Here is a 20,268-nt window from a genome sequence, read left to right on the forward strand (position 1 = left end):
TTCAGTCTCCTTGCGCCTCGTCACCCTCGGCCTTGTCGTCCGCGGCGTCACCGCCATGACGCTCGAGCAGCCAGAAATCGGTCATGGCGCGCGCCAGGCCGGCAGCATGGCTACTGCCGCCCCCCGCGTTCTCGACGATCACCGACACGGCGATCTGCGGATCCTCCACCGGTGCGAACGCCATGAATAGCGCATGGTCGCGCAACCGTTCCTTGAGTTCTTCAGCGTTGTACTTCTCGTCCTGACCCAGCGAGAACACCTGAGCGGTGCCCGACTTGCCCGCCATGCGATACTCCAGCCCCCTGCCGCTGCGGCGCGCCGTTCCCTCATTGCCGGACATTACCTTCTCCATGCCCGAAAACACCCGGTCCCACCAGTTCTCGTTGTCGACCTGGATATCCGGTGGCGTATCCGGCAAGTCGGTCGGCACCGGCTCATCGCCGACCTCGAGGGCCAAGCGCGGCCGGACCCAGTCCCCGCGATTGGCCAGCACTGCCGTGGCGGTCGCCAGCTGCAGGGGCGTAATCTGCAGATAGCCTTGACCGATGCCTACCGACAGCGTCTCGCCTGGATACCACGACTGATTGAAACGCTCTTTTTTCCACTCACGGGAGGGCAGCAAGGCAGCCCCCTGCCCATATACGTCATAGGCGGTGCGCTGGCCGAAACCGAAACGGGCCAGGTTGTCGTGGATCCGATCGATGCCCAGATCATGGGCCAGGGAGTAGAAATAGGTGTTGTTGGACACCTCCAGGGCACGCTCGAGATCCACGCGCCCGTGCCCCCAGCGCAGCCAGTTGCGATAACGACGATCATCGTTGGGCAACTCATAGTAGCCGGGATCGTAGATCGTCTCTTCCGGAGTAATCACGCCCTCTCGCAAGCCGGCCATGGCCATGAACGGCTTGATCGTCGAGCCGGCCGGATAGCTGCCACGAGCGGCGCGATTGAACAGCGGCAGGTCGAGATCCTGCTGCAGGGCGCGATAGGAGGCCACATCAATGCCGGTGACGAACTGGTTGCTGTCGAAGCCGGGGACCGAGGCCATGGCCAGGATTTCGCCGGTCTGCGGGGCGATGGCCACGATGGCGCCACGCCGTCCGTCCAGCAGGTCGACAGCCAGTTTCTGGAGCGGCTTGTCCAGGGTCAGCGTCAGATCCTTGCCGGGTACCGGATCGGTATGATCCAGCTCCCTCAGGACACGGCCACGCGCATTGGTCTCGACCTTGCGCAGGCCAGCCTGCCCATGGAGCTCCTTCTCGTAGAAGTTCTCGACGCCAGTCTTGCCGATGAAATGGGTGCCGGCATAGTTGCCGCTGTCCAGGTGCTCGAGCTCTTCGGCATTGATACGCCCGACATACCCCAAGGCGTGAGACAGCAAGTCGGCATCCGGGTAATAGCGTAGCAACTGCGCTTCCACCTCGACGCCGGGCAGGCGGTAACGATTCACCGCCAGACGGGCGATCTGCTTTTCGGTCAGGTCGCTCATCAACAGTGCCGGCTGGAAAGGACGCTGGCGCTGGCGTGAACGCTCGCGAAAGGCCTCGACCTCTTCATCGGGCAGATCGAGCAGGTCGACCAGCAGCGAGAGCGTCTCGTCCAGGTCATCGACCCGCTCACGCACCAGGGTCAGGTTGTAGGTAGGACGATTCTCGGCCAGCAACTGGCCGTTGCGATCATAAATGAGGCCACGGGTCGGCGGCAGCGGCTCGACACGCACCCGATTCTTCTCGGACCGAGTGGTGAAGACCTCGTGCTGCACCACCTGCAGATAGAACAGGCGCGCGGCCAGTCCCCCGCTCAGGAGAATGACCACGACCACCGCCAGCAAGGCTCGCATGCGGAAGACGCGAAGCTCCTGTTCGGGATTCTTCAGGGTGTCGCGTTGCTGACGCATGCTCGGTGCTGCCCTCGGGACACTTGGGATCGCTCAACGGTGATAGGGATGGCCGACCATCAGGGTCCAGGCACGGTACAGCTGTTCCGCCAGCAGGATTCGCACCAATGGGTGCGGCAGGGTCAAGGGAGACAGCGACCAACGCTGGTCGGCCTGGGCGGAAAGCGAGGGGTCCAGCCCTTCCGGGCCTCCGACCAACAGCGCTACATCCCGCCCCTCGAGACGCCAGCGCTCGGTCTGCTCGGCGAGCTGCTCGGTGCTCCAGGCCCGGCCGCCCACCTCAAGGGCCACGCGGTACTCATCACCCTTGAGGCGGGCACGGATACGTTCGGCCTCGAGGGCCACGGCCCGGCGGGTATCGGCATTCTTGCCCCGGGCACCGGGCGAGATCTCCTCGATCTCGAGGGCGAAATCCCGCGGCAGGCGTTTGCGGTATTCCTCGACCCCCCGCGTCACCCAGTCCGGCATACGGGTCCCCACTGCCAGCAGACGGACCCTCATGAAGTGCCGTGCGCCTCTTCCTCCAGGGGTTCGAGACCGTCCGAGGGCAGATCCGCCCAGAGACGCTCCAGGTCATAGAGCGCCCGGGTCTCGGGCATCATCAGATGCACCACCACATCCCCCAGGTCCACCAGCACCCACTCGGCGCCGCTTTCTCCCTCGACACCGAGCGGCGGCACGCCACTTTCCTTGGCGGTCTGGATCAGGTTGTCGGCGAGAGCAGCGAGATGGCGGTTGGACGTGCCACTGGCCACTACCATCAGTTCCGTTACGCTGGTCAATCGAGAGACATCGAGTTGCACGATGTCCCGGGCCTTGAGTTCCTCCAGCGCGTCCATCACCAGAGTCTTGAGTGCGTCGATGTGCATACCCTTCGTGTCTGCCCTCGTCAGCGGGGAATTCATCTTTCCATTGTACCGACTCACGGCCAGCATGGCAGCGCCCGACAACCGAAACACACGAAATTCGTGCCCGGCAGGGCCACGGAGCCGTCGTCCGGCTGCCTCAGCCGCCTTCTCTGCCCGCTTCCCGATACAGCCCATGCGCCAGCACATGCGACTCCACCGCCTCGGGCAGCAAATAGCGAACGCTTTCGCCACAGGCCAGGCGGCGCCTCACCTCGGTGGCGGAAATGGCCATGCGCGACGGCAGCGTCAGCCTGAGCAGCCGACCATGCGGCTCGGCCATCAGTCCGGCGACCCCATCGACCTCGCGACCGACCACCAGTTCCTCGAGCGCCTCGCCAAGCGGTGCGTCATGGTCCGGGCGATCGACCACCACCAGATGTGCCAGCTCGAAGAGCCGGTGTGGTTGACGCCACTCGGGCAAGCGCATGAAGGCATCGTGCCCCAGCGCCATGACCAGTCGCGCTTCGGGGCCATAGGCCTCGCGAAGCTCGGCCAGGGTATCGGCACTATAGGAGGGGCCGTGGCGGGAGAACTCTCGAGCGTCGGCAAGAAGCCCCGGCGTATCGCCGATCCCCAGTCGCAGCAGCGCCAGGCGATCCTCCGGCGCTACCTGGGGCGCATCGCGCAAGGGCGAGCGGGCCGCCGGCACCATGTGCACGCGATCCAGCGCCAGCATCTCGCGCAGCTCGACGGCGCAGCGGAGATGGCCTAGGTGCACCGGGTCGAAGGTGCCGCCCAGCATGGCGATGCGGGGCGGCCGTCGCGCCTCAGCTACGGATCTGGCCATCGCCGAACACCACGTACTTGCGTGTGGTCAGACCCTCGAGCCCCACCGGGCCTCGAGCATGCAGCCGATCGGTGGAGATGCCGATCTCGGCCCCCAGACCATACTCGAACCCATCGGCGAAGCGAGTGGAGGCATTGACGATCACCGAACTGGAATCGACCTCGGTCATGAAACGCCGGGCCAGGCTGTAGTTCTCGGTGACGATCGCATCGGTGTGGCGCGAACCGTAACGTTCGATATGCGCCATGGCCTCCTCGACGCCATCGACCACGCGAATGGCCAGCACCGGGGCCAGGTATTCGGCCTCCCAATCGGCCTCGCTGGCCGGCACGACGCCATCACCGAGGATCGCACGGGTTCGCTCGCACCCCCTCAGCTCGACGCCATGCTCGGCATAGGCCGAGGCCAGCCGGGGCAGCAGCGATGCGGCGAGCGGCTCGTCGACCAGCAATGTTTCCAGGGTATTGCAGGTGCCGTAGCGCTGGGTCTTGGCATTGACAGCGATGGCCAGAGCCTTCTCGAGATCGGCGCTGGCGTCGAGATAGACATGGCAGACACCGTCGAGATGCTTGATCACCGGCACGCTGGCTTCACGCGTGATTCGCTCGATCAGCGACTTGCCACCGCGCGGAATGATCACGTCGACGTACTCCGGCATGCTGATCAGGCGGCCCACGGCGGCACGGTCCGTGGTCGCCACGACCTGCACCGCAGCCGACGGCAGCCCCGCCTCGTCGAGCCCACGGCGAATGCACTCGGCGATGGCGGCATTGGACTCGCTGGCCTCTGAGCCACCGCGTAGAATGCAGGCGTTGCCGGACTTGAGGCACAAACTGGCTGCCTCCAGGGTGACGTTGGGGCGCGATTCGTAGATGATACCGATCACACCGAGCGGCACGCGCATCTGTCCGACCTGGATGCCGCTGGGCTGCGCGCGCAGGCCATCGATCTCGCCGACCGGGTCCGGCAGTGCCGCCACCTGGGCGAGCCCGTCGATCATGCCCTGCAGACGGGCATCGTCGAGCGCCAGCCGATCGAGCAGGGCGGCATCCAGGCCATTGGCCCGCCCCCGGTCCAGGTCCCGTGCGTTGGCAGCCAGCACCTCGGCCCGAGCGGCCTCCAGATGACGGGCCATGGCAGCCAGCGCCGCGTTCTTGGAGGCCGTGTCGACGCGCCGCATGGCGGTGGCGGCATGGCGGGCAGCTTGCCCGAGACGTTGCATGTAGGCCTCGACATCGTCGATGCCCTCGGCCCCGGCGGTGCCGATAACGGAGTGTGTGGCGTGCGCAGTCATGCCGTAGAGTATCTCCTGAAGGGGATCTGCCGCGAAGGCGGCCACGCCCCTGGTCAAGTCGAATCGGGAAGGAGCCCATACTAAGTCACCATGCGGAGCATGTACAAAACCGGCCTGTTGCGGATCAACCTGCTGGTCGCGGCGATCCTCATCGCCCTGCGAGCCATCACCGCCGACGTGGCAGTCGATGCCGCCTTGCTGTGGGCAATGACGGCCTGGCTGGCAGTCACCGCCATGCGCCTGACACTTCGCCACCGGCGATTCACCGCCACGCTGTGGCAATTGTTGCCCGGTCTCTTGCTGGCCGCCCTGCTCTGGACGACGCCGGAACGCCATGTCACCTGGCTATGGGCCTGGGCCATACTGCTGATGTGGCCACAGCCTCCCTGGATGCTGGTGCTTCACGGTGTACTGGCGGCCGTGACCTGGTACGCCCAGCACGACGTGCTGAGAGACGAGCCATGGTGGCTGGTGGGCCTGTTGCTGGCCGGCTTGATGGTGCTTGGCCTATCACGCTCCAGGGCGCTTCAGGCGTGGCGCTTCGCGGCGCGCCACCGGGCCAGCCTGATCGCCGGCTGGCCGCTCTGGCCACGCGCCCAGCTCGAGCGCGACCTGGACCGCGAACGCCGGCGCGCGACCCGCGAGTCGGTCCATGCCGAACTGCTGCTGCTGCGCTTGCCGCCGCGGCGCCTGTTTCCGCTGGCCGGACGGCTGCGCCATCACCTTCAACGCTTCGAGAACTGCTATCGTCTCGATCGGGGCACGCTCGGCATCCTGCTGATCAGTCGCGATGCCGAGCAGTCGGCACAACGCCGACAGCGTCTGCTCGACGCCCTGGAACCCCAGGTCAAGGCCCGAGCCATTCCGTTGCCCTATCTGGTGTCGCTGACCACCGAGCAGCACGCCCTGTCTCGCCAGTCGCCCCCATTATGGATCAAGGAGAGCGCGACGAATGCCTGACATCGAGCCGCGCCAGACCCGCCACCGGCCGCTGACCCTGGTACTGGCCATCGGCACCTTGCTGCTGCTGGGCCAGTCCCTGTGGTTCTATCTGGCAGGCGAATATCAGCGCATGCCTCTGCCCGCCCTGCTGGCACCGATCATGCTGATGGCGACCCTGCTCGCTTCCCTGGGCGGAGGACATGCCCGCACCGCCGCCTACATGGTCCTGATCTGCGGCTTTTTGTTGATCGCGGCAGAGCTGCCCCGCCCCGCCGGCCTGCCGGCCCTCTGGATCGGCCTGCCGCCGGTTCTCGCCTTGCTGCTACTCCCGCTGGTCCCCGCCATACTGCTCAACCTCGGCCTGGCACCCGTCTGGATGGCCCTGCTGGACAACCCCCGCCCCGATGCCGATGTTCTACTGGCCTATCTGAGCCTGGTGGCCATGGCCACGCTGGCTTCCTGGGGACGCTTGCGCCAACAGGCGCTGCTGCGGGCCACCGACCCCTGGGATCCGGAATGCCGGGCCGTCAGCCGCAGCCACCTCCATGAGCGCCTGGCCGGCGAGCTCGACCGCACCGAGCTGCTCGGCCAGTCCTTGTCCGTCCTGTTGATCCACCTGCCGCAACTGGAGATCGCCGACGAGCAGTTCGGCCCCAAGGCCCGCCAAGCACTGCTCGATGCCCTGTGCGAGACCGCCGCCGGGCGCTGTCGCGCCCACGACATCCTGGGCCGCGCCGGGGACAGCGTCTTCTGGCTCGTCATGCCGAACACGACCGAGAGTGGCGCCCTGCTGGTGCAACAGCGCCTGTCCCGCGCCTTCGAGCCGATCATACTGGTGGAAACCGGACCGCTGGAAACTCGCACCCGGCTCGTCATGCGCCATGCCGGAGAAGACCAGTCGTCTTTCGAACATCGTCTGCACACCGCCACTCGCCGCCTGACGACCACTCGGGATTCCTGATTCACGGAGACCGCCTTGAACCTGACCGACGCCCTCTACCAGCTCTCCCCCTCGCCCCCTGTGTTGCTGCTGATCGTCGCCGGCATCGCGCTGATGGAGTCGCTGGCCCTGGTCGGCCTGCTGGTGCCCGGCGTGGTCCTGATCACCGCCGTTGCCTCCATGGCCGGCCATCAGGAAATCTCCGTGACACTGGTCATTCTCGCGGCCTTTCTCGGCGCCGTGGCCGGTGACGGGCTCAGCTTCTGGCTCGGCTACGCCCAGCGCGAAAGAGTCGCCACCTTCTGGCCTCTCTCGCGCCATCCGGAGTGGCTCGCACACGGCGCGCGCTTCTTCCGTACGCATGGCTCCTTCTCGGTCTTCCTGGGACGCTTCGTTGGCCCGGTGCGTCCCATCATCCCGATGATCGCCGGCATGCTGCACATGCCTCCTCGCACCTTCACCTGGGCCAACCTGATATCGGCGGCCCTGTGGGCTCCGGCCTATGTACTTCCCGGCTACCTGCTCGGCCACGCCTGGCAACGACTACCGGGACTGCCCGAGGGGCTCAGGTCCTGGCTGGCCGGACTCGGCGTGCTGGTCGTGGCGCTGGCCCTGACCTTCTCCTGGCTGCGCCACCAGACCTACCGCGACGGCCATGTCTATCGCATCCTGGCCTGGCTGTCTCGGCGCCATGCCCTGGGGCGCATGATCTGGCGACTCCTGTCCCTTCAACGCGACCGGGATCCTCCCCTGGCCTCCTGGCTGTTGCTGCTTTCGTCGCTCGCCGCCCTCTCGGCCTGGACCCTGGTGGTTCTGCAGCATGATGGGCCGATGGCCATGGATCAGCGTCTCAACAACCTGATCGACACCATGACGATACCCGGCCTGACTCGATTCGGTCACATCCTGGGAGATGTCGGCGACCTCTTCGGCATTGTCGCCCTGCTGCTGCCCTGGGCACTCTGGTGGCTATGGAAACGACGCTGGGACATTCTGGGCCACGTCGGCGGCGGCCTGCTCGGCATCGCCCTGCTCAACACCCTGGGCAAGACCCTGACCGCCCGCCCCCGTCCGCTGACACCAGACTTCCTCGTGGGGTCGATGTCCTACCCCAGCGCCCATACCTCCACGGCCGTTGTGCTGTTCGGGATGACCGCCGCCTTCATCGCTCGGGAACTGCCAACAAGCCAGCGTTTCTGGGCCTACTGGGGAGCGATCGCCATCATCGTGCCCATGGCCCTCTCCCGGCTGGTGATCGGCGTACACTGGCTCAGCGACCTGATCGGCGGCGCCTTGCTGGGACTGGTGGTCTGTGCCCTGGTCCAGCTTGCCTGGCAGCGCCAGGAACGGCCCCGGCTCTCGCCCTGCCCCTGGTGGGCGCTGGGAGCCGCATCCCTGGCGCTCTGCGCGGCACGGGTGGCCTGGCTGGGGCCAGCGTAAACAACGTCCGGGTCAGCCCAGCGCCAACCAGATCCCGACCCCCAGCATCAATGTGCCGGCGATACGATTGAGCAGACGCACGTTACGGCTCTTGCCCAGCAGGTGGCGCAGGGTCTGGCCTCCGGTGGCATAGGTGACCAGCGCCAGGAATTCGATGCTCAGGATGAGCGCGATCAACAGGGCCAACTGCCCCGCCAGGGGCCGGGAAGCATCGAGAAACGGCGGCAGCAGGGCCACGAAGAAGGCCCAGCCCTTGGGGTTGGCCACTGCCGTGACGAATCCCTGCACCGCCAGCTCACGGCGCCCCGCCGCCGCCTGGGTATCCAACGTCTCGGGCACCGCCATGCGCCCCCGGGAGCGCCACATCATCACGCCCAGATAGATCAGGTAGGCGCCCCCGAGCCACTTGAACACGGCGAACAGCGCGGGCTGTTGCAACATCAGTGTCGCCACCCCCGCCCCCGCGGCGGCGGCCACCAAGCCGACCCCGGCCAGCTCGCCGATCATCATCCACAGGGTACGACGCACGCCCTGGGTCATGCCCAACACCATGGCCAGCGTCATGCACATGCCCGGCGTCAGGGACACGAGCAGAAAGGTGGGTACGAAGACCGAAAGCAGGGAAAGGTTGAGCATGTCCATATCCTTATGGTCGAACGGCAGCCCGTCGAACGATGACAGGGGCGAGGCGCCTGCGCTACGGCGCTTCGCCCCAGCGCGGCACCAGCCGGTGCGAGATGCCCAGTTGGTTGAGAATGCGCGCCACGATGAAGTCGATCATGTCCTCCACTTCACGCGGGCGATGATAGAACCCCGGCGCCGCCGGCAGCACTACCGCCCCCTGGCGCGTCAGGGCAAGCATGTGTTCCAGATGGATCGCCGACAGAGGCGTCTCGCGAGGCACCAGCACCAGAGTGCGTCGCTCCTTCAGGGCGACGTCCGCCGCGCGCTCGATGAGATTGTTGCTGGCCCCACAGGCAACGGCCGAGAGAGTGCCGGTGGAACAAGGGCAGATCACCATCGCTGAACTGGCGCCCGAACCGGACGCCACCGGTGCCATCCAGTCCTCACGGCCGAAACAGCGAATCTGGCCGGGTTTCGCGCCATACCGCTGGGTGAGCGCCACCACCAGTCGCTCGGGTCGCGCGGGGAGATCGTCATCGGTCTCCGTGGCGATGACCATATGAGCAGCCTTGGAGATCATCACCCAGACCTCGTGGTCGGCGGCCACCAGCACTTCGATCAGGCGCAGCCCGTACTGGGCGCCAGAGGCGCCGGTGATGGCCACGGTGACGGGGGGGTGCAGATCATCGGCCATGGGTTGCCTCCAGCGCAGCCAGGAGTCGTTCGTGAATGCCACCGAAGCCCCCGTTGGACATCACCACGATACGATCCCCGGCCCTGGCATCGTCCACCAGCGCCGCCACCAGGGCATCCAGATCATCGTATACCCGGCTCGGGGTCGTGGCGGCCTCGATCACCGGTGCCAGCGACCAGTCCAGTTCCGCCGGCTGGTACCAGTAGGCCAGGTCGGCACTCGCCACGCTGGTGGCGAGTCGCTCACGCTGGGATCCCAGTCGCATGGTATTGGATCGGGGCTCGATCACCGCCAGCAGGCGACCGCCGCCTTCCGTGGCACGCAGCCCCTCGAGGGTCGCGGCGATGGCCGTGGGATGATGGGCAAAGTCATCGATCACGCGGATACCCGCCACCTCGCCCCGCAACTCCTGACGCCGCCGCGGTGTCTCGAAGCGCGCCAGGGCTTCGCTTCCCCGGGAAAGGCCGACGCCGCATGCATGGGCGGCAGCCAGTGCGGCCAGGGCATTTCGCGCGTTGTGGGTGCCACTCAGGGGCCAGTCGACCACGGCCCGCTCCTCGACGCCGGCGTCCCGATGGCTGACGTCAAAGCGCCCTGCGTCGCCTCGCTGGAGGGTCAGCTGCCAGTCGCTGTCCGGCGACTGGCCGAAGCGCTCGACCGGCGTCCAGCAGCCCTGCTCGAGCACACGATCCAGGGCCGGCTCGCCGTCGGCGACCAACAACCGTCCCTTGCCGGGCACGGTACGGACCAGATGATGGAACTGGCGCTCGATAGCCGCCAGGTCGGGAAAGATATCGGCATGATCAAACTCGAGATTGCCCAGGATGGCGATCTCGGGTCGATAGTGTACGAACTTGGAACGCTTGTCGAAGAAGGCGGTGTCATATTCGTCGGCCTCGACCACGAAGGGCGCATCCAGCGCCCCCAGACGCGCCGAGACACCGAAGTTGCGCGGCACTCCCCCGATCAGAAAGCCCGGCGACAACCCCGCTTCCTCCAGCAACCAGGCAACCAGGCTCGCCGTCGTCGTCTTGCCATGCGTCCCCGCCACGGCAATCACCCGGCGCCCCGGGAGCACATGCTCTGCCAGCCACTGAGGCCCCGAGACATACGGCAGGCCCAGGTCGAGCAAGGCTTCCACTTCGGGGTTGCCGCGCGACAAGGCATTGCCGACCACCACCAGGTCGGGCCGGGGATCGAGGTTGTCGGCGCCATAGCCCTCCATCAGCGTGATGCCCGCCTCCTGCAGTTGGGTGCTCATGGGCGGGTAGACGCCGGCGTCGGAGCCGCTGACCTGCAGCCCCTGCTCGCGGGCCAGCAGGGCCAGGCTGCCCATGAAGGTGCCACAGATACCGAGGATGTGAAGATGCATGCCGTCTCCGCAGGAAATTCGTGCCAGGCCGCCTGGCGGAAAGCGGCAGACTAGCATGGCACCCGCGCCCCCTCCAGCCATCGCCGCGCGAGGTCATGGGATGCAGCGTTCCGGTCAATGGGCTAGAATCTTCGCCTGCTCCGAACCCTCGGCGGCGGCGATACGCGACAGGAACGTCGCCGGCCGCGCGCCCCTTGATGCGACCCAGCAACAGGATAGCTCCATGGCTCAGCACAACGCCTTTTATGCCCAGTCCGGTGGCGTCACCGCCGTGATCAATGCCAGCGCCTGCGGTGTCATCGAAGCCTGCCGCCGCCACGATGACCGGATCGGCAAGGTCTATGCCGGGCATAACGGCATCATCGGCGCCCTGACCGAGGATTTGATCGATGTCAGCCAGGAGAGCGACGAAGCCATCGCCGCCTTGCGCCACACGCCGGCCGGCGCCTTCGGTTCCTGCCGCTACAAGCTCAAGGACATCGAAACCCATCGCGCCCAGTACGAGCGGCTGATCGAGGTCTTCCGCGCCCACGACATCCGCTACTTCTTCTACAACGGCGGCGGCGACAGCGCCGACACCTGCCTGAAGGTCTCGCAACTGTCCGAGAAGATGGGCTACCCACTTACCGCCATCCATGTTCCCAAGACGGTGGACAACGATCTGCCGATCACCGACAACTCGCCGGGCTTCGGCAGCGTGGCCAAGTACATCGCCACCTCGACCCTGGAAGCGTCCCTGGACATCGCCTCCATGTGCGCGACCTCCACCAAGGTCTTCGTGCTCGAGGTAATGGGCCGCCACGCCGGCTGGATTGCCGCTGCCGGCGCCCTCGCCGGCCAGGGCGAAGGCGATCCCCCACACCTGGTGATCTTCCCCGAGATCAACTTCGATCGCGCCGCGGTCATGGCCCGCGTCGAGGAGTCGGTCAAGCTCTACGGCTACTGCGTTATCGTGGTTTCCGAAGGAGCCCGCTACGAGGATGGCACCTTCCTGGCGGATTCCGGCAATACCGATGCCTTCGGCCATCGCCAACTGGGCGGCGTGGCACCGACACTGGCCGGCATGATCAAGCAGGACCTCGGGTACAAGTATCACTGGGCAGTGGCCGACTACCTGCAACGCGCCGCGCGGCACCTGGCCTCCAAGACCGATGTCGACCAGGCCTATGCCGTCGGCGAAAAGGCCGTGGAACTGGCACTGGATGGACAGAATGCCAAGATGCCCGCCATCAAGCGCACCAGTGACGCTCCCTATGCCTGGACCGTAGAGGCTGCACCGCTGGCCGACGTGGCCAACCGCGAGAAGTTCATGCCTCGGGACTTCATTCGCGAGGACGGCTTCGGCATCACCGAGGAATGCCGTCGCTACCTTGCCCCGCTGATCCAGGGCGAGGACTTCCCGCCCTTCGAGAATGGCCTGCCGAAGGTCGCCAAGCTCGCCAAGCATCGCGTCGAACGCAAGCTACCGGAATTCAAGCTCTAAAAGCTGGAAGCTGGAAGCTGGAAGACAGCATGAACCCTGACGGCATGGGGCCAAGGGTTTTTCTTCCAGCTTCAAGCTTACGGCCGCGAAGCGGACGATCTTTCGGCTCCGGGCGCAGCCTGGTTCTAGCGCAACAACCAGGACAGCACCAGCAACAGCAGCAGGATCCCCGCCACGCCCTGCCAGAACAGGGCCGGCTCACGGGCCGAACCGCCATCCTGTGCCGCTCCTTTCGTGTCGCTGGCCGACTCTCGCAAGGTATGCAGAAATTCCGAGAGTCGCCGGAACCGCAGGGCCCGCTGGGGCGCCAAGGCACGGCGCAGCGTATCGTCCAGCGCCGGCGAGACCTCGGGATTGAGGGTCCGGGCGCTGCGATAGGTCATCTGCTCCAGATCGGTATGCCGCAGCAGATCCTTGGTCGGCAGCGAATAGGGAAGCTCGCCGGTGAACAGCCAGTACACCGTTGAGGCCAGCGAATACTGGTCACTACGACGGCCCACTTCATCATCCAGCGCATACTCAGGGGCGCTGTGCTCGGTCAGCCCCACCTGACGCGCCAGGGTACGAGAGCGCCGATGGCCATCGACGTCGCGAAGATGGCAGGCGCTGAAATCCGCCAGCACCACCTGGCCATGCTTGTCGATCAGCACATTGTCGGGATGCACCTGCTGGTGCAACAGATCGCGATGATGCAACGCCTGCAGGGCCTTGCCCATCTGGACGGCAATGTCGAGGCGCTGCGCCAAACTCGCCTGGGGATGACGACGCGCCCAGGCGGTAAGCGTCTCGCCCTCGACGTAGGCCATCAGGTAGTAGAGGAAGCGGCGTGGCCGCGAGGGCTCCATGACCTTGACCACGAAGGGCGAGTGCACCCGCTCTACCACCCACTGCTGTAGCAGGAAGTGCTCCAGGTAAGCATTGCGCGTGGACAGCTCGGGACTCGGCGCCTTCATCACCATTTCCCGGCCGCCGCGCAAGTCGCGCACGCGATAGACGCGAGACTGCGCCGTCCGCGACAGTACCGACAGCACCTCCAGCCCGTCCAACCGCTCGCCCACCGACAATTCCGGCGGTATCGGCAGATCACCGTAGACCTTGCCGGGCCGGTCCTCCTCTTCCTCGGGCAACTCGTCGATGCGCACCAGCTGGAAGCAGAACTGGTCACCACCGTAGCCACGCTCCTGGGCGCGCGCCCGAGCGGTCTGGGCCAGTCGCTCGCAGGCGGCATCCAGATCACTGGCATCCTGGCGAATCAGGCCGACATAATCGGACGGCATCAGGGTGCCCTGCACCGCCTGGGTGGTGAACAGAAAGATGTCACCCTGCTTGAGGGGCATACGCGCATAATCGATATCGATGCTGGCATCCATGCCCAACGCCCGGGACGGGTAACGATAGCCTCCGAGATCGGTGACGTGATCACGCGAGAGTTGCTCGAACTCGGCCCCCCTCAGGCGGAACACCAGGGTATCGCCCATGTGGAAGAGGTGGGCTTCCCGCCCGCGATAGATCATCGCGGACAACGAGCTCACATAACTCCCATCGCTCAGCTGGCGACTCTGCCCGAAGCACCAGCCATTGAGCGAACGCAGCACTCGGTTGACCGACGTCTTCACGTCCCAGTGATCGGGCGTCGAAAAGTAATCGGCCAAAAAGCCACGCACACTGATGTCCCCGGCCTGCTTGGCCAGGGTATTGCGAGTCGTGGAGTCGCTGATCAGGGCGCAGGCGCCCTTGGTCGACAATTGCAGTGCCTCGGGCACGAGGACCGACATCGAACTGCGATGCCGACGCCGCTCCGGCGCCACGAAGGCCTGACCGTAACTCAGAGACAGTTGCGCGGATGCCAAGACATTCTCCTCGGGCTCGCGGCGACTCGCCGGACATGCCGGCGGCTCAACAGGGGGCCATCATACACGTCGTCGGCGACGCTGGCTCGCCCACCAAAGCCGTAGTGGCTTCAATCGCCACATCGACAGGCCACGACAACAGGAAGGGATTGGTAATCCCCCCGACGGCTTCGTATAATTCGCCGCATTTGCTCCACTCGAACCGGACACTCGCCAGAGAAGGACGCCCTCATGAACTTCGACAACATCCCCGCCGGCAAGGATCTGCCCAACGACGTCTATGTCGCGATCGAAATTCCGGCCAACCATGCGCCGGTCAAGTACGAGATCGACAAGGACATGGGCGCGCTGCTGGTCGACCGTTTCATGGCCACGCCGATGTTCTACCCGGCCAACTACGGCTTCATCCCCCACACCCTGGCCGATGACGGCGACCCCCTCGATGCCCTCGTGGTGACGCCTTATCCGGTCACTCCCGGCAGCGTGATCCGTGCCCGCCCGGTCGGCATTCTCAACATGACCGACGAGGCCGGCGAGGACGCCAAGCTGGTGTGCGTGCCGCACGCGAAGCTCTCCAGTCTCTACGACGACATCCAGGAAGTCACCGACCTCCCGGAGCTGCTGCGCCAGCAGATTGCCCACTTCTTCGAGAACTACAAGGACCTCGAGAAAGGCAAGTGGGTGAAGGTGGAATCCTGGGAAGGCGCCGAAGCCGCTCGCAAGGCCATCGAGAAGTCCGTGGCTGCCTACGACAAGGCCTGATCCACGCGTCACGCAAGAACGCAAGGGCCGCCCTCGGGCGGCCCTTCGTCGTCTGCTCCCGGCCTTCTTGACCGTGGCCAGGCCATGTCGCCCCGAGGGCACTCTAGGTTGCCGGAGCGGTCGCCTCGCCCGACTCGGGCAGCTTCCCGGCCAGCTCGCGCACGAGATCCCTGGCCCGCAGCACATGGCTGGCCATCACCAAGGAATGGTTGGCGAAGATACCGAACCCCGAGCCATTGAGCACCACCGGACTCCAGAGCCGGCGCTGACTGCGCTCCAGCTCGACGGTCAAGGCATCCCAACGCTCGGCCAACCCGGCCGCTTCAATCACATCCGCCTGATCGCGACGCATCGCCGCCAGCAGGTGACGCAGCGCCCAGGCCTGGCCGCGGGCCTCGAAAAAGACATTGTCGACTCGATACCAGGGCGTCGACTCAGGCATCGATGACGCCGGCACCCCGAGGTCGGCGAGGCGCTCCTTGTCACCGACGCTGGCCGAGAGCCGCCCTCCCAGGTCATCGAGCGATCCGGCCACTTGCGACAGCCAGTCAGCGAGCCCTTGTCCGCCATCACCGAAGCCGACCGCCCCGGGTTCCTCGAGCTGCGCCAGGTAGGCATCGAGCGCCTCCATAGCCTGTCGGACATGGTGTTCCGTGGAAGGATACAACCAGTCCCGACCATCGCCGCGCAGGCGGGTCGCTGCCGACTCGAGCGACGAGGCCTCCCCCTCTGACATCGCTGGCATGGCCGCCATCAGGCCACGCGCCTGACGCATCACTCCAAACTCCCAGGCCGGCATATTGTCGAGCCACAACCCCGGCGGTGCGATATCGTTGCGCAGGTAGCCACCGGGCTTGTCGAGCAGGGTCGCCAAGGTGGTCCGCAGGCCGGCAACCGTCACCGCACCGCGCTCGGCCGTGCCGCCACCCCGCTGCTCGGCGACAGCCTCTTCCACATCGAAGTTTGCCGGCGTCCGGCTCCACCACACACCCAGCGCCACCGTCACCACCAGATACAGGATCAGCAACACCAGCAACGGTTTCCAGATCCAGCCATATTGCGGGCGCTCCAGCACCTCGACCTTGCTGCGACGGCGCGCCTCACCCTTTCTCGTCAATCCCATTTGCGTGTTTCCCTACCGTAAAGATGAAGAGCCGGACGGATCATGATCATGACGCCATCCCGCTCGAGTGCGTTATCCTGACGCCTCCATGAATACCTCCGCACCTGAGCATAGCGGCACAGGCGCGGAACCCCAAGCCATCGCGCGAGTCTCAACCGCGCCATCCACGCCCCGGAGAAAGGAAATCCCGTGTCACAGCTTCGCCGTTTCGCCTGCCTCGTCCTGTTGCTGCTGCCACTGTCGGTTCAGGCCGACTGGTTTGCCTCGGGCGATGATTCGGAGTTTCTGCCGGTCATGGAAGCCTTCCAACCCAGTGTCTGGCATGACGGCGACACCCTGAAGATCGGCTTCGAAAACGCCGATGGCTATTATCTGTATCGGCACCGCTTCGATGTCGAGGCCCGGAACGCGGACGTCAACCTCGGCGATCTCGAGCTCCCCCCTGGCGAACCCAAGACCGACGAATTCCTCGGCGAGGTCAACGTCTACTATGACCGCGTGGTCCTCGAGGCCCCGCTGGACACGCCCCATCAGGGCCCCCTGGATCTGGTGCTGACCTTCCAGGGATGCGCCGACGCCGGCCTTTGCTATCCACCCGAGACCCTCGAGCTGCAGGCGCCGCAAGGCCAGGCCCCGGCAGCCTTCGCCGATTGGCGATCGCCAACCGGCGGCGACGGCGCGAACTCTCGGGCCACCGCCCCCAAGGCCTCAGCAGCGGCAAGCGAAGCGCCACGCAGCGAGGATGGCCACTTCCGCGAACTGATAGGCAACGCCAGCCTGCCGCTGGTCCTGGGACTCTTTCTGCTTGCCGGGCTGGGGCTGACCTTCACACCCTGCGTGCTGCCCATGGTGCCGATCCTATCCTCGATCATCGTCGGCCAGAACCCCAGTCGCTCACGCGCCTTCGCCCTCTCGGCCAGCTATGTGGCCGGCATGGCCGCCACCTATGCCGTCGTCGGCGTCCTCATGGGTCTGTTCGGTGCCGGCCTGAACCTGCAGGCCAGGCTGCAGTCGGCCCCGGTTTTGGGCGCCTTTGCCCTGCTTTTCGTGCTCTTCGCACTAGCCATGTTCGGTGCCTTCGATTTGCGCCTCTCCCCACGCCTGACACAGCGACTCGAGGCCTGGCAGAACAAGGCCCAGCGCAGCGGCCCCATCGGCCTGGCCCTGGCTGGCGCGCTCTCGGTGCTGGTGGTCTCGCCCTGCGTCTCCGCCCCGCTGGCCGGCGCCCTGGTCTTCATCTCCTCCACCGGCGATGCCCTGATGGGTGGCGCCGCCCTGCTCGCCCTTGCCCTAGGCATGGGCCTTCCCCTGCTGCTGGTCGGCACCTTCGGCACCACGCTGTTGCCGCGTACCGGCCCCTGGATGAACGGCATCAAGATTGCCTTTGGCATCCTCCTGCTGGGCGTGGCGATCTGGCTGATCGAGCGTCTGCTGCCGGGCGCCGTCGGCCTGCTGCTGTGGGCGGCCCTGGCCATCGGCACAGCACTGGCGCTGGGCGCGTTGAACCTCGACCAGGCCCAGGGCTGGCCCCGGGTTCGTCAGGCCGCCGGCCTGCTGCTGCTGACATGGGGCATCACCCTGGTGATCGGCGCCTCGCGCGGCGCCCATGACCCGCTGCGTCCGCTGGCCCCGACCACGACCACCCTGCCTGCCTCGCCGGTCGAGCAAGCCACGCAACGGGACGTCACCGTGGTCGAGAGCCTCGATGAACTACAGTCGGCGCTGGCCACCAGCGACACGCCCGCCATGGTCAATGTCACCGCCGAATGGTGCATCTCCTGTACGGTCATGGAACGCGAGGTATTTCCCTCTCCTCGCGTGATCGCGGCCCTCGAGGATTTCCGGCGGATCGATGTCGATGTTACCGAAAGCGGCAAGACCAGCCGCGAACTGCTCGACCACTTCGGCCTGTTCGGCCCGCCGAGCCTGCTATTCTTCGACGGCAGTCGGGAACTGCGCGACGCACGCATCCAGGGGGAAGTCGACGCTCCCGATCTGGCCGCGCACCTGAACGAAGTGGCCAACTGGTTGCAACGCGACCAGGTAGCATCAGGCACCGTGAAACCGCTAAACGAACAGCGTTCGTTGCTGGCTGGACATCCACGTTGATTTTCGGCAAACTCCGCTCCATCAGCCTTTACGGCGCCTAGAGACGGCAAAGCACGCCAACTTGCCGCGATCTATTCAGAAATCGCCCGGGTTGACTGCGCCGGGCACCCCAGAACCCACTGATCGAGACAACGTCATGGACATCCGCAAGGTCAAGAAGCTGATCGAGCTGCTGGAAGAGTCGAACATCAGCGAGATCGAGATCCAGGAAGGCGAAGAGTCGGTTCGCATCAGCCGTCATCCCAACGGTACGGAACACCCCCAGCCCGCAACGCCTGCCTGGCCGGCCCCGGCACCGTCCGCTGCACCGGCTCCGCAACCGGCGGCACCTGCTGAAGCCCCGGCGGCCGACGAAGGCCCCGAATACCAGGGCCAAGCCATCGTCTCGCCCATGGTGGGCACCTTCTACCGCGCGCCGGCGCCGGGGGCCAAGGCCTTTGTCGAGCTCGGTCAGAGCGTCAAGAAGGGTGAGACCGTGTGCATCGTCGAAGCAATGAAGATGATGAACCAGATCGAAGCCGACCGTGACGGCGTGGTCGAAGCGATCCTGGTCGAGGACGGCGAGCCGGTCGAGTTCGAGCAACCGATGGTCGTCATTTCCTGATCTTCCCACAACACTGGCGGACTCCATCATGCTGGACAAGGTTCTCATCGCCAATCGCGGCGAGATCGCCCTGCGCATCCTGCGCGCCTGCAAGGAACTGGGCATTCGGACAGTCGCGGTCCACTCCAAGGCCGACCGCGAACTGATGCATGTACGCCTGGCTGACGAGGCTGTCTGCATCGGCCCCGCGCCCTCGGCCCAGTCCTATCTCAACATCCCGGCGCTGATCAGCGCCGCCGAAGTCACCGACACCAGCGCCATCCACCCCGGCTACGGTTTTCTCTCGGAGAACGCCGACTTCGCCGAGCAGGTCGAACGCTCCGGCTTCACCTTCATCGGCCCGACCGCCGAGACCATCCGCCTGATGGGCGACAAGGTCAGCGCCATCAATGCCATGAAGGAAGCCGGTGTTCCCACGGTGCCCGGTTCCAACGGGCCGCTGGGCGACGACGAAGGCGAGATACTGGCCACCGCGCGTCGCATCGGCTATCCGGTCATCATCAAGGCCGCCGCCGGCGGTGGTGGGCGCGGCATGCGCGTGGTGCACACCGAAGGCCATCTGCTCTCCGCGGTCAATGTGACCCGCACCGAGGCACATTCGTCCTTCGGCGACGGCACCGTCTACATGGAGAAGTTCCTCGAGAATCCGCGGCACGTCGAGGTGCAAGTACTGGCCGACGGCCAGGGTAATGCCATTCATCTCTATGACCGGGACTGCTCCCTGCAGCGTCGCCATCAGAAGGTTCTCGAGGAAGCCCCGGCCCCCGGCCTGGACCAGCAGGCGCGCGAACAGGTCTTCCAGGCCTGCCGGGATGCCTGCCTCAAGATCGGCTACCGTGGTGCCGGCACCTTCGAGTTCCTCTACGAGAACGGCGAGTTCTTCTTCATCGAGATGAACACCCGGGTACAGGTCGAGCACCCGGTGACCGAAATGGTGACCGGCGTCGACATCGTCCGTGAACAACTGCGCATCGCCTCGGGGCTTCCCCTGTCGATCCGTCAGGAAGATGTCGAGCTTTCCGGCCATGCCTTCGAATGCCGCATCAACGCCGAGGACTCCCGGACCTTCATGCCCTCTCCCGGCCGGGTCACCCTCTATCACCCGCCCGGCGGCCTCGGGGTGCGCATGGATTCCCATGTCTACACCGGCTACTCGGTACCGCCCCACTACGACTCGCTGATCGGCAAGCTGATCACCTGGGGCGACGACCGTGAGACGGCATTGATCCGTATGCGCAACGCCCTGGACGAGTTGCTGGTCGAAGGCATCAAGACCAATACCGACCTGCACAAGGATCTGGTCCGCGACGGCTACTTCCAGCAGGGCGGCGTGAACATCCACTATCTGGAGAAGAAACTCGGCCTGTAAGTCATGGCCGACGTGCCCTCCCCGACGGGGCGGCGGACGCCGCCCCGTTGTCGTTTCGACGATCCGCCAA

At 65.7% G+C, this 20,268-nt stretch carries 18 protein-coding genes; 8 read left to right on the forward strand and 10 right to left on the reverse strand.

Annotation, left to right across the window (positions count from 1 at the left end; all coding sequences use genetic code 11):
• Position 1: 1 nt before the first annotated feature.
• The 5 genes from mrdA to HSDC_RS13395 form a co-directional block, all read right to left on the reverse strand.
• Entirely contained in the window at positions 2-1,897 is a 1,896-nt protein-coding gene (mrdA, locus tag HSDC_RS13375; protein WP_064700432.1) for a penicillin-binding protein 2, read from the reverse strand.
• Positions 1,898-1,930: 33 nt separating this feature from the next.
• Positions 1,931-2,398, reverse strand: coding sequence for a 23S rRNA (pseudouridine(1915)-N(3))-methyltransferase RlmH (gene rlmH, locus HSDC_RS13380; protein WP_064700433.1), 468 nt, complete (start codon positions 2,396-2,398; stop codon positions 1,931-1,933).
• Positions 2,395-2,766, reverse strand: a complete 372-nt coding sequence (gene rsfS / locus HSDC_RS13385; protein WP_064700434.1) for a ribosome silencing factor — start codon at positions 2,764-2,766, stop codon at positions 2,395-2,397. The genes rlmH and rsfS overlap by 4 nt, the downstream gene beginning before the upstream one ends.
• A 136-nt stretch (positions 2,767-2,902) precedes the next feature.
• Positions 2,903-3,592 carry a nicotinate-nucleotide adenylyltransferase gene (gene nadD, locus HSDC_RS13390; protein WP_064700435.1) on the reverse strand — a complete coding sequence of 230 codons (690 nt, stop codon included), beginning with the start codon at positions 3,590-3,592 and terminating at the stop codon, positions 2,903-2,905.
• Positions 3,573-4,886 carry a glutamate-5-semialdehyde dehydrogenase gene (locus HSDC_RS13395; protein WP_064700436.1) on the reverse strand — a complete coding sequence of 438 codons (1,314 nt, stop codon included), beginning with the start codon at positions 4,884-4,886 and terminating at the stop codon, positions 3,573-3,575. The genes nadD and HSDC_RS13395 overlap by 20 nt, the downstream gene beginning before the upstream one ends.
• Before the next feature lie 99 nt (positions 4,887-4,985).
• Between HSDC_RS13395 and HSDC_RS13400 the strand changes: the two genes are divergently transcribed.
• Genes HSDC_RS13400 through HSDC_RS13410 form a run of 3 tightly spaced genes read left to right on the forward strand, consistent with a single transcriptional unit; the run spans position 4,986 to position 8,208 of the window.
• A complete protein-coding gene (locus HSDC_RS13400) occupies positions 4,986-5,846 on the forward strand; it encodes a hypothetical protein (protein ID WP_064700437.1) in 861 nt (286 codons plus the stop codon).
• Positions 5,839-6,789 carry a GGDEF domain-containing protein gene (locus HSDC_RS13405; RefSeq protein ID WP_064700438.1) on the forward strand — a complete coding sequence of 317 codons (951 nt, stop codon included), beginning with the start codon at positions 5,839-5,841 and terminating at the stop codon, positions 6,787-6,789. Before HSDC_RS13400 ends, HSDC_RS13405 begins: the two co-directional genes overlap by 8 nt.
• 15 nt (positions 6,790-6,804) lie before the next feature.
• Positions 6,805-8,208, forward strand: a complete 1,404-nt coding sequence (locus tag HSDC_RS13410) for a bifunctional DedA family/phosphatase PAP2 family protein (RefSeq protein WP_064700439.1) — start codon at positions 6,805-6,807, stop codon at positions 8,206-8,208.
• Between the two features lie 12 nt (positions 8,209-8,220).
• Here the strand turns inward: HSDC_RS13410 and HSDC_RS13415 are convergent, their stop codons facing one another.
• The 3 genes from HSDC_RS13415 to mpl all read right to left on the reverse strand — a co-directional run bounded on the left by HSDC_RS13415 (position 8,221) and on the right by mpl (position 10,898).
• Positions 8,221-8,844: a LysE family translocator gene (locus HSDC_RS13415; RefSeq protein ID WP_064700440.1), complete on the reverse strand. Its 624-nt coding sequence runs from the start codon at positions 8,842-8,844 to the stop codon at positions 8,221-8,223.
• A gap of 61 nt (positions 8,845-8,905) precedes the next feature.
• Positions 8,906-9,526, reverse strand: a complete 621-nt coding sequence (locus HSDC_RS13420) for a flavin prenyltransferase UbiX (RefSeq protein WP_064700441.1) — start codon at positions 9,524-9,526, stop codon at positions 8,906-8,908.
• Positions 9,516-10,898 carry a UDP-N-acetylmuramate:L-alanyl-gamma-D-glutamyl-meso-diaminopimelate ligase gene (mpl, locus tag HSDC_RS13425; protein WP_064700442.1) on the reverse strand — a complete coding sequence of 461 codons (1,383 nt, stop codon included), beginning with the start codon at positions 10,896-10,898 and terminating at the stop codon, positions 9,516-9,518. The genes HSDC_RS13420 and mpl overlap by 11 nt, the downstream gene beginning before the upstream one ends.
• A gap of 223 nt (positions 10,899-11,121) precedes the next feature.
• On the opposite strand from mpl, the gene HSDC_RS13430 reads away from it, so the two are divergent.
• Positions 11,122-12,381 (forward strand): 6-phosphofructokinase, encoded by a 1,260-nt coding sequence (locus HSDC_RS13430; RefSeq protein ID WP_064700443.1) that lies wholly within the window; start codon positions 11,122-11,124, stop codon positions 12,379-12,381.
• A 125-nt stretch (positions 12,382-12,506) separates the two neighbouring features.
• Here HSDC_RS13430 and HSDC_RS13435 read toward each other — a convergent pair whose 3' ends face one another.
• On the reverse strand, positions 12,507-14,231 hold the full coding sequence (locus HSDC_RS13435) for a bifunctional protein-serine/threonine kinase/phosphatase (RefSeq protein WP_064700444.1): 1,725 nt from the start codon (positions 14,229-14,231) through the stop codon (positions 12,507-12,509).
• A 231-nt stretch (positions 14,232-14,462) separates the two neighbouring features.
• Here HSDC_RS13435 and ppa point away from each other — a divergent pair, with 231 nt between their 5' ends.
• Positions 14,463-14,993 carry an inorganic diphosphatase gene (ppa, locus tag HSDC_RS13440; protein WP_064700445.1) on the forward strand — a complete coding sequence of 177 codons (531 nt, stop codon included), beginning with the start codon at positions 14,463-14,465 and terminating at the stop codon, positions 14,991-14,993.
• A 103-nt stretch (positions 14,994-15,096) separates the two neighbouring features.
• Here ppa and HSDC_RS13445 read toward each other — a convergent pair whose 3' ends face one another.
• The gene (locus tag HSDC_RS13445) at positions 15,097-16,116 is read right to left on the reverse strand and encodes a DUF2333 family protein (protein ID WP_064700446.1); all 1,020 of its coding nucleotides are present in this window, start codon (positions 16,114-16,116) and stop codon (positions 15,097-15,099) included.
• Between the two features lie 189 nt (positions 16,117-16,305).
• On the opposite strand from HSDC_RS13445, the gene dsbD reads away from it, so the two are divergent.
• From dsbD to accC, 3 genes are all read left to right on the forward strand, one after another.
• Positions 16,306-18,225 carry a protein-disulfide reductase DsbD gene (dsbD, locus tag HSDC_RS13450; protein ID WP_082920043.1) on the forward strand — a complete coding sequence of 640 codons (1,920 nt, stop codon included), beginning with the start codon at positions 16,306-16,308 and terminating at the stop codon, positions 18,223-18,225.
• A gap of 136 nt (positions 18,226-18,361) precedes the next feature.
• Positions 18,362-18,829 carry an acetyl-CoA carboxylase biotin carboxyl carrier protein gene (gene accB, locus HSDC_RS13455; protein ID WP_064700447.1) on the forward strand — a complete coding sequence of 156 codons (468 nt, stop codon included), beginning with the start codon at positions 18,362-18,364 and terminating at the stop codon, positions 18,827-18,829.
• 28 nt (positions 18,830-18,857) lie between these two features.
• The gene (gene accC, locus HSDC_RS13460) at positions 18,858-20,198 is read left to right on the forward strand and encodes an acetyl-CoA carboxylase biotin carboxylase subunit (RefSeq protein WP_064700448.1); all 1,341 of its coding nucleotides are present in this window, start codon (positions 18,858-18,860) and stop codon (positions 20,196-20,198) included.
• The last annotated feature ends 70 nt before the right edge of the window (positions 20,199-20,268 follow it).

This window comes from Halomonas caseinilytica, from assembly GCF_001662285.1.
GTDB lineage: Bacteria > Pseudomonadota > Gammaproteobacteria > Pseudomonadales > Halomonadaceae > Halomonas > Halomonas caseinilytica.

Excerpts from the sequence above, each read along its gene's own strand:
- mrdA (WP_064700432.1), bottom strand. The coding sequence starts at position 1,897 with ATGCGTCAGCAACGCGACACCCTGAAGAATCCCGAACAGGAGCTTCGC.
- rlmH (WP_064700433.1), bottom strand. The coding sequence starts at position 2,398 with ATGAGGGTCCGTCTGCTGGCAGTGGGGACCCGTATGCCGGACTGGGTG.
- rsfS (WP_064700434.1), bottom strand. The coding sequence starts at position 2,766 with ATGCACATCGACGCACTCAAGACTCTGGTGATGGACGCGCTGGAGGAA.
- nadD (WP_064700435.1), bottom strand. The coding sequence starts at position 3,592 with ATGGCCAGATCCGTAGCTGAGGCGCGACGGCCGCCCCGCATCGCCATG.
- HSDC_RS13395 (WP_064700436.1), bottom strand. The coding sequence starts at position 4,886 with ATGACTGCGCACGCCACACACTCCGTTATCGGCACCGCCGGGGCCGAG.
- HSDC_RS13400 (WP_064700437.1), top strand. The coding sequence starts at position 4,986 with ATGTACAAAACCGGCCTGTTGCGGATCAACCTGCTGGTCGCGGCGATC.
- HSDC_RS13405 (WP_064700438.1), top strand. The coding sequence starts at position 5,839 with ATGCCTGACATCGAGCCGCGCCAGACCCGCCACCGGCCGCTGACCCTG.
- HSDC_RS13415 (WP_064700440.1), bottom strand. The coding sequence starts at position 8,844 with ATGCTCAACCTTTCCCTGCTTTCGGTCTTCGTACCCACCTTTCTGCTC.
- HSDC_RS13420 (WP_064700441.1), bottom strand. The coding sequence starts at position 9,526 with ATGGCCGATGATCTGCACCCCCCCGTCACCGTGGCCATCACCGGCGCC.
- mpl (WP_064700442.1), bottom strand. The coding sequence starts at position 10,898 with ATGCATCTTCACATCCTCGGTATCTGTGGCACCTTCATGGGCAGCCTG.
- HSDC_RS13430 (WP_064700443.1), top strand. The coding sequence starts at position 11,122 with ATGGCTCAGCACAACGCCTTTTATGCCCAGTCCGGTGGCGTCACCGCC.
- ppa (WP_064700445.1), top strand. The coding sequence starts at position 14,463 with ATGAACTTCGACAACATCCCCGCCGGCAAGGATCTGCCCAACGACGTC.
- HSDC_RS13445 (WP_064700446.1), bottom strand. The coding sequence starts at position 16,116 with ATGGGATTGACGAGAAAGGGTGAGGCGCGCCGTCGCAGCAAGGTCGAG.
- accB (WP_064700447.1), top strand. The coding sequence starts at position 18,362 with ATGGACATCCGCAAGGTCAAGAAGCTGATCGAGCTGCTGGAAGAGTCG.
- accC (WP_064700448.1), top strand. The coding sequence starts at position 18,858 with ATGCTGGACAAGGTTCTCATCGCCAATCGCGGCGAGATCGCCCTGCGC.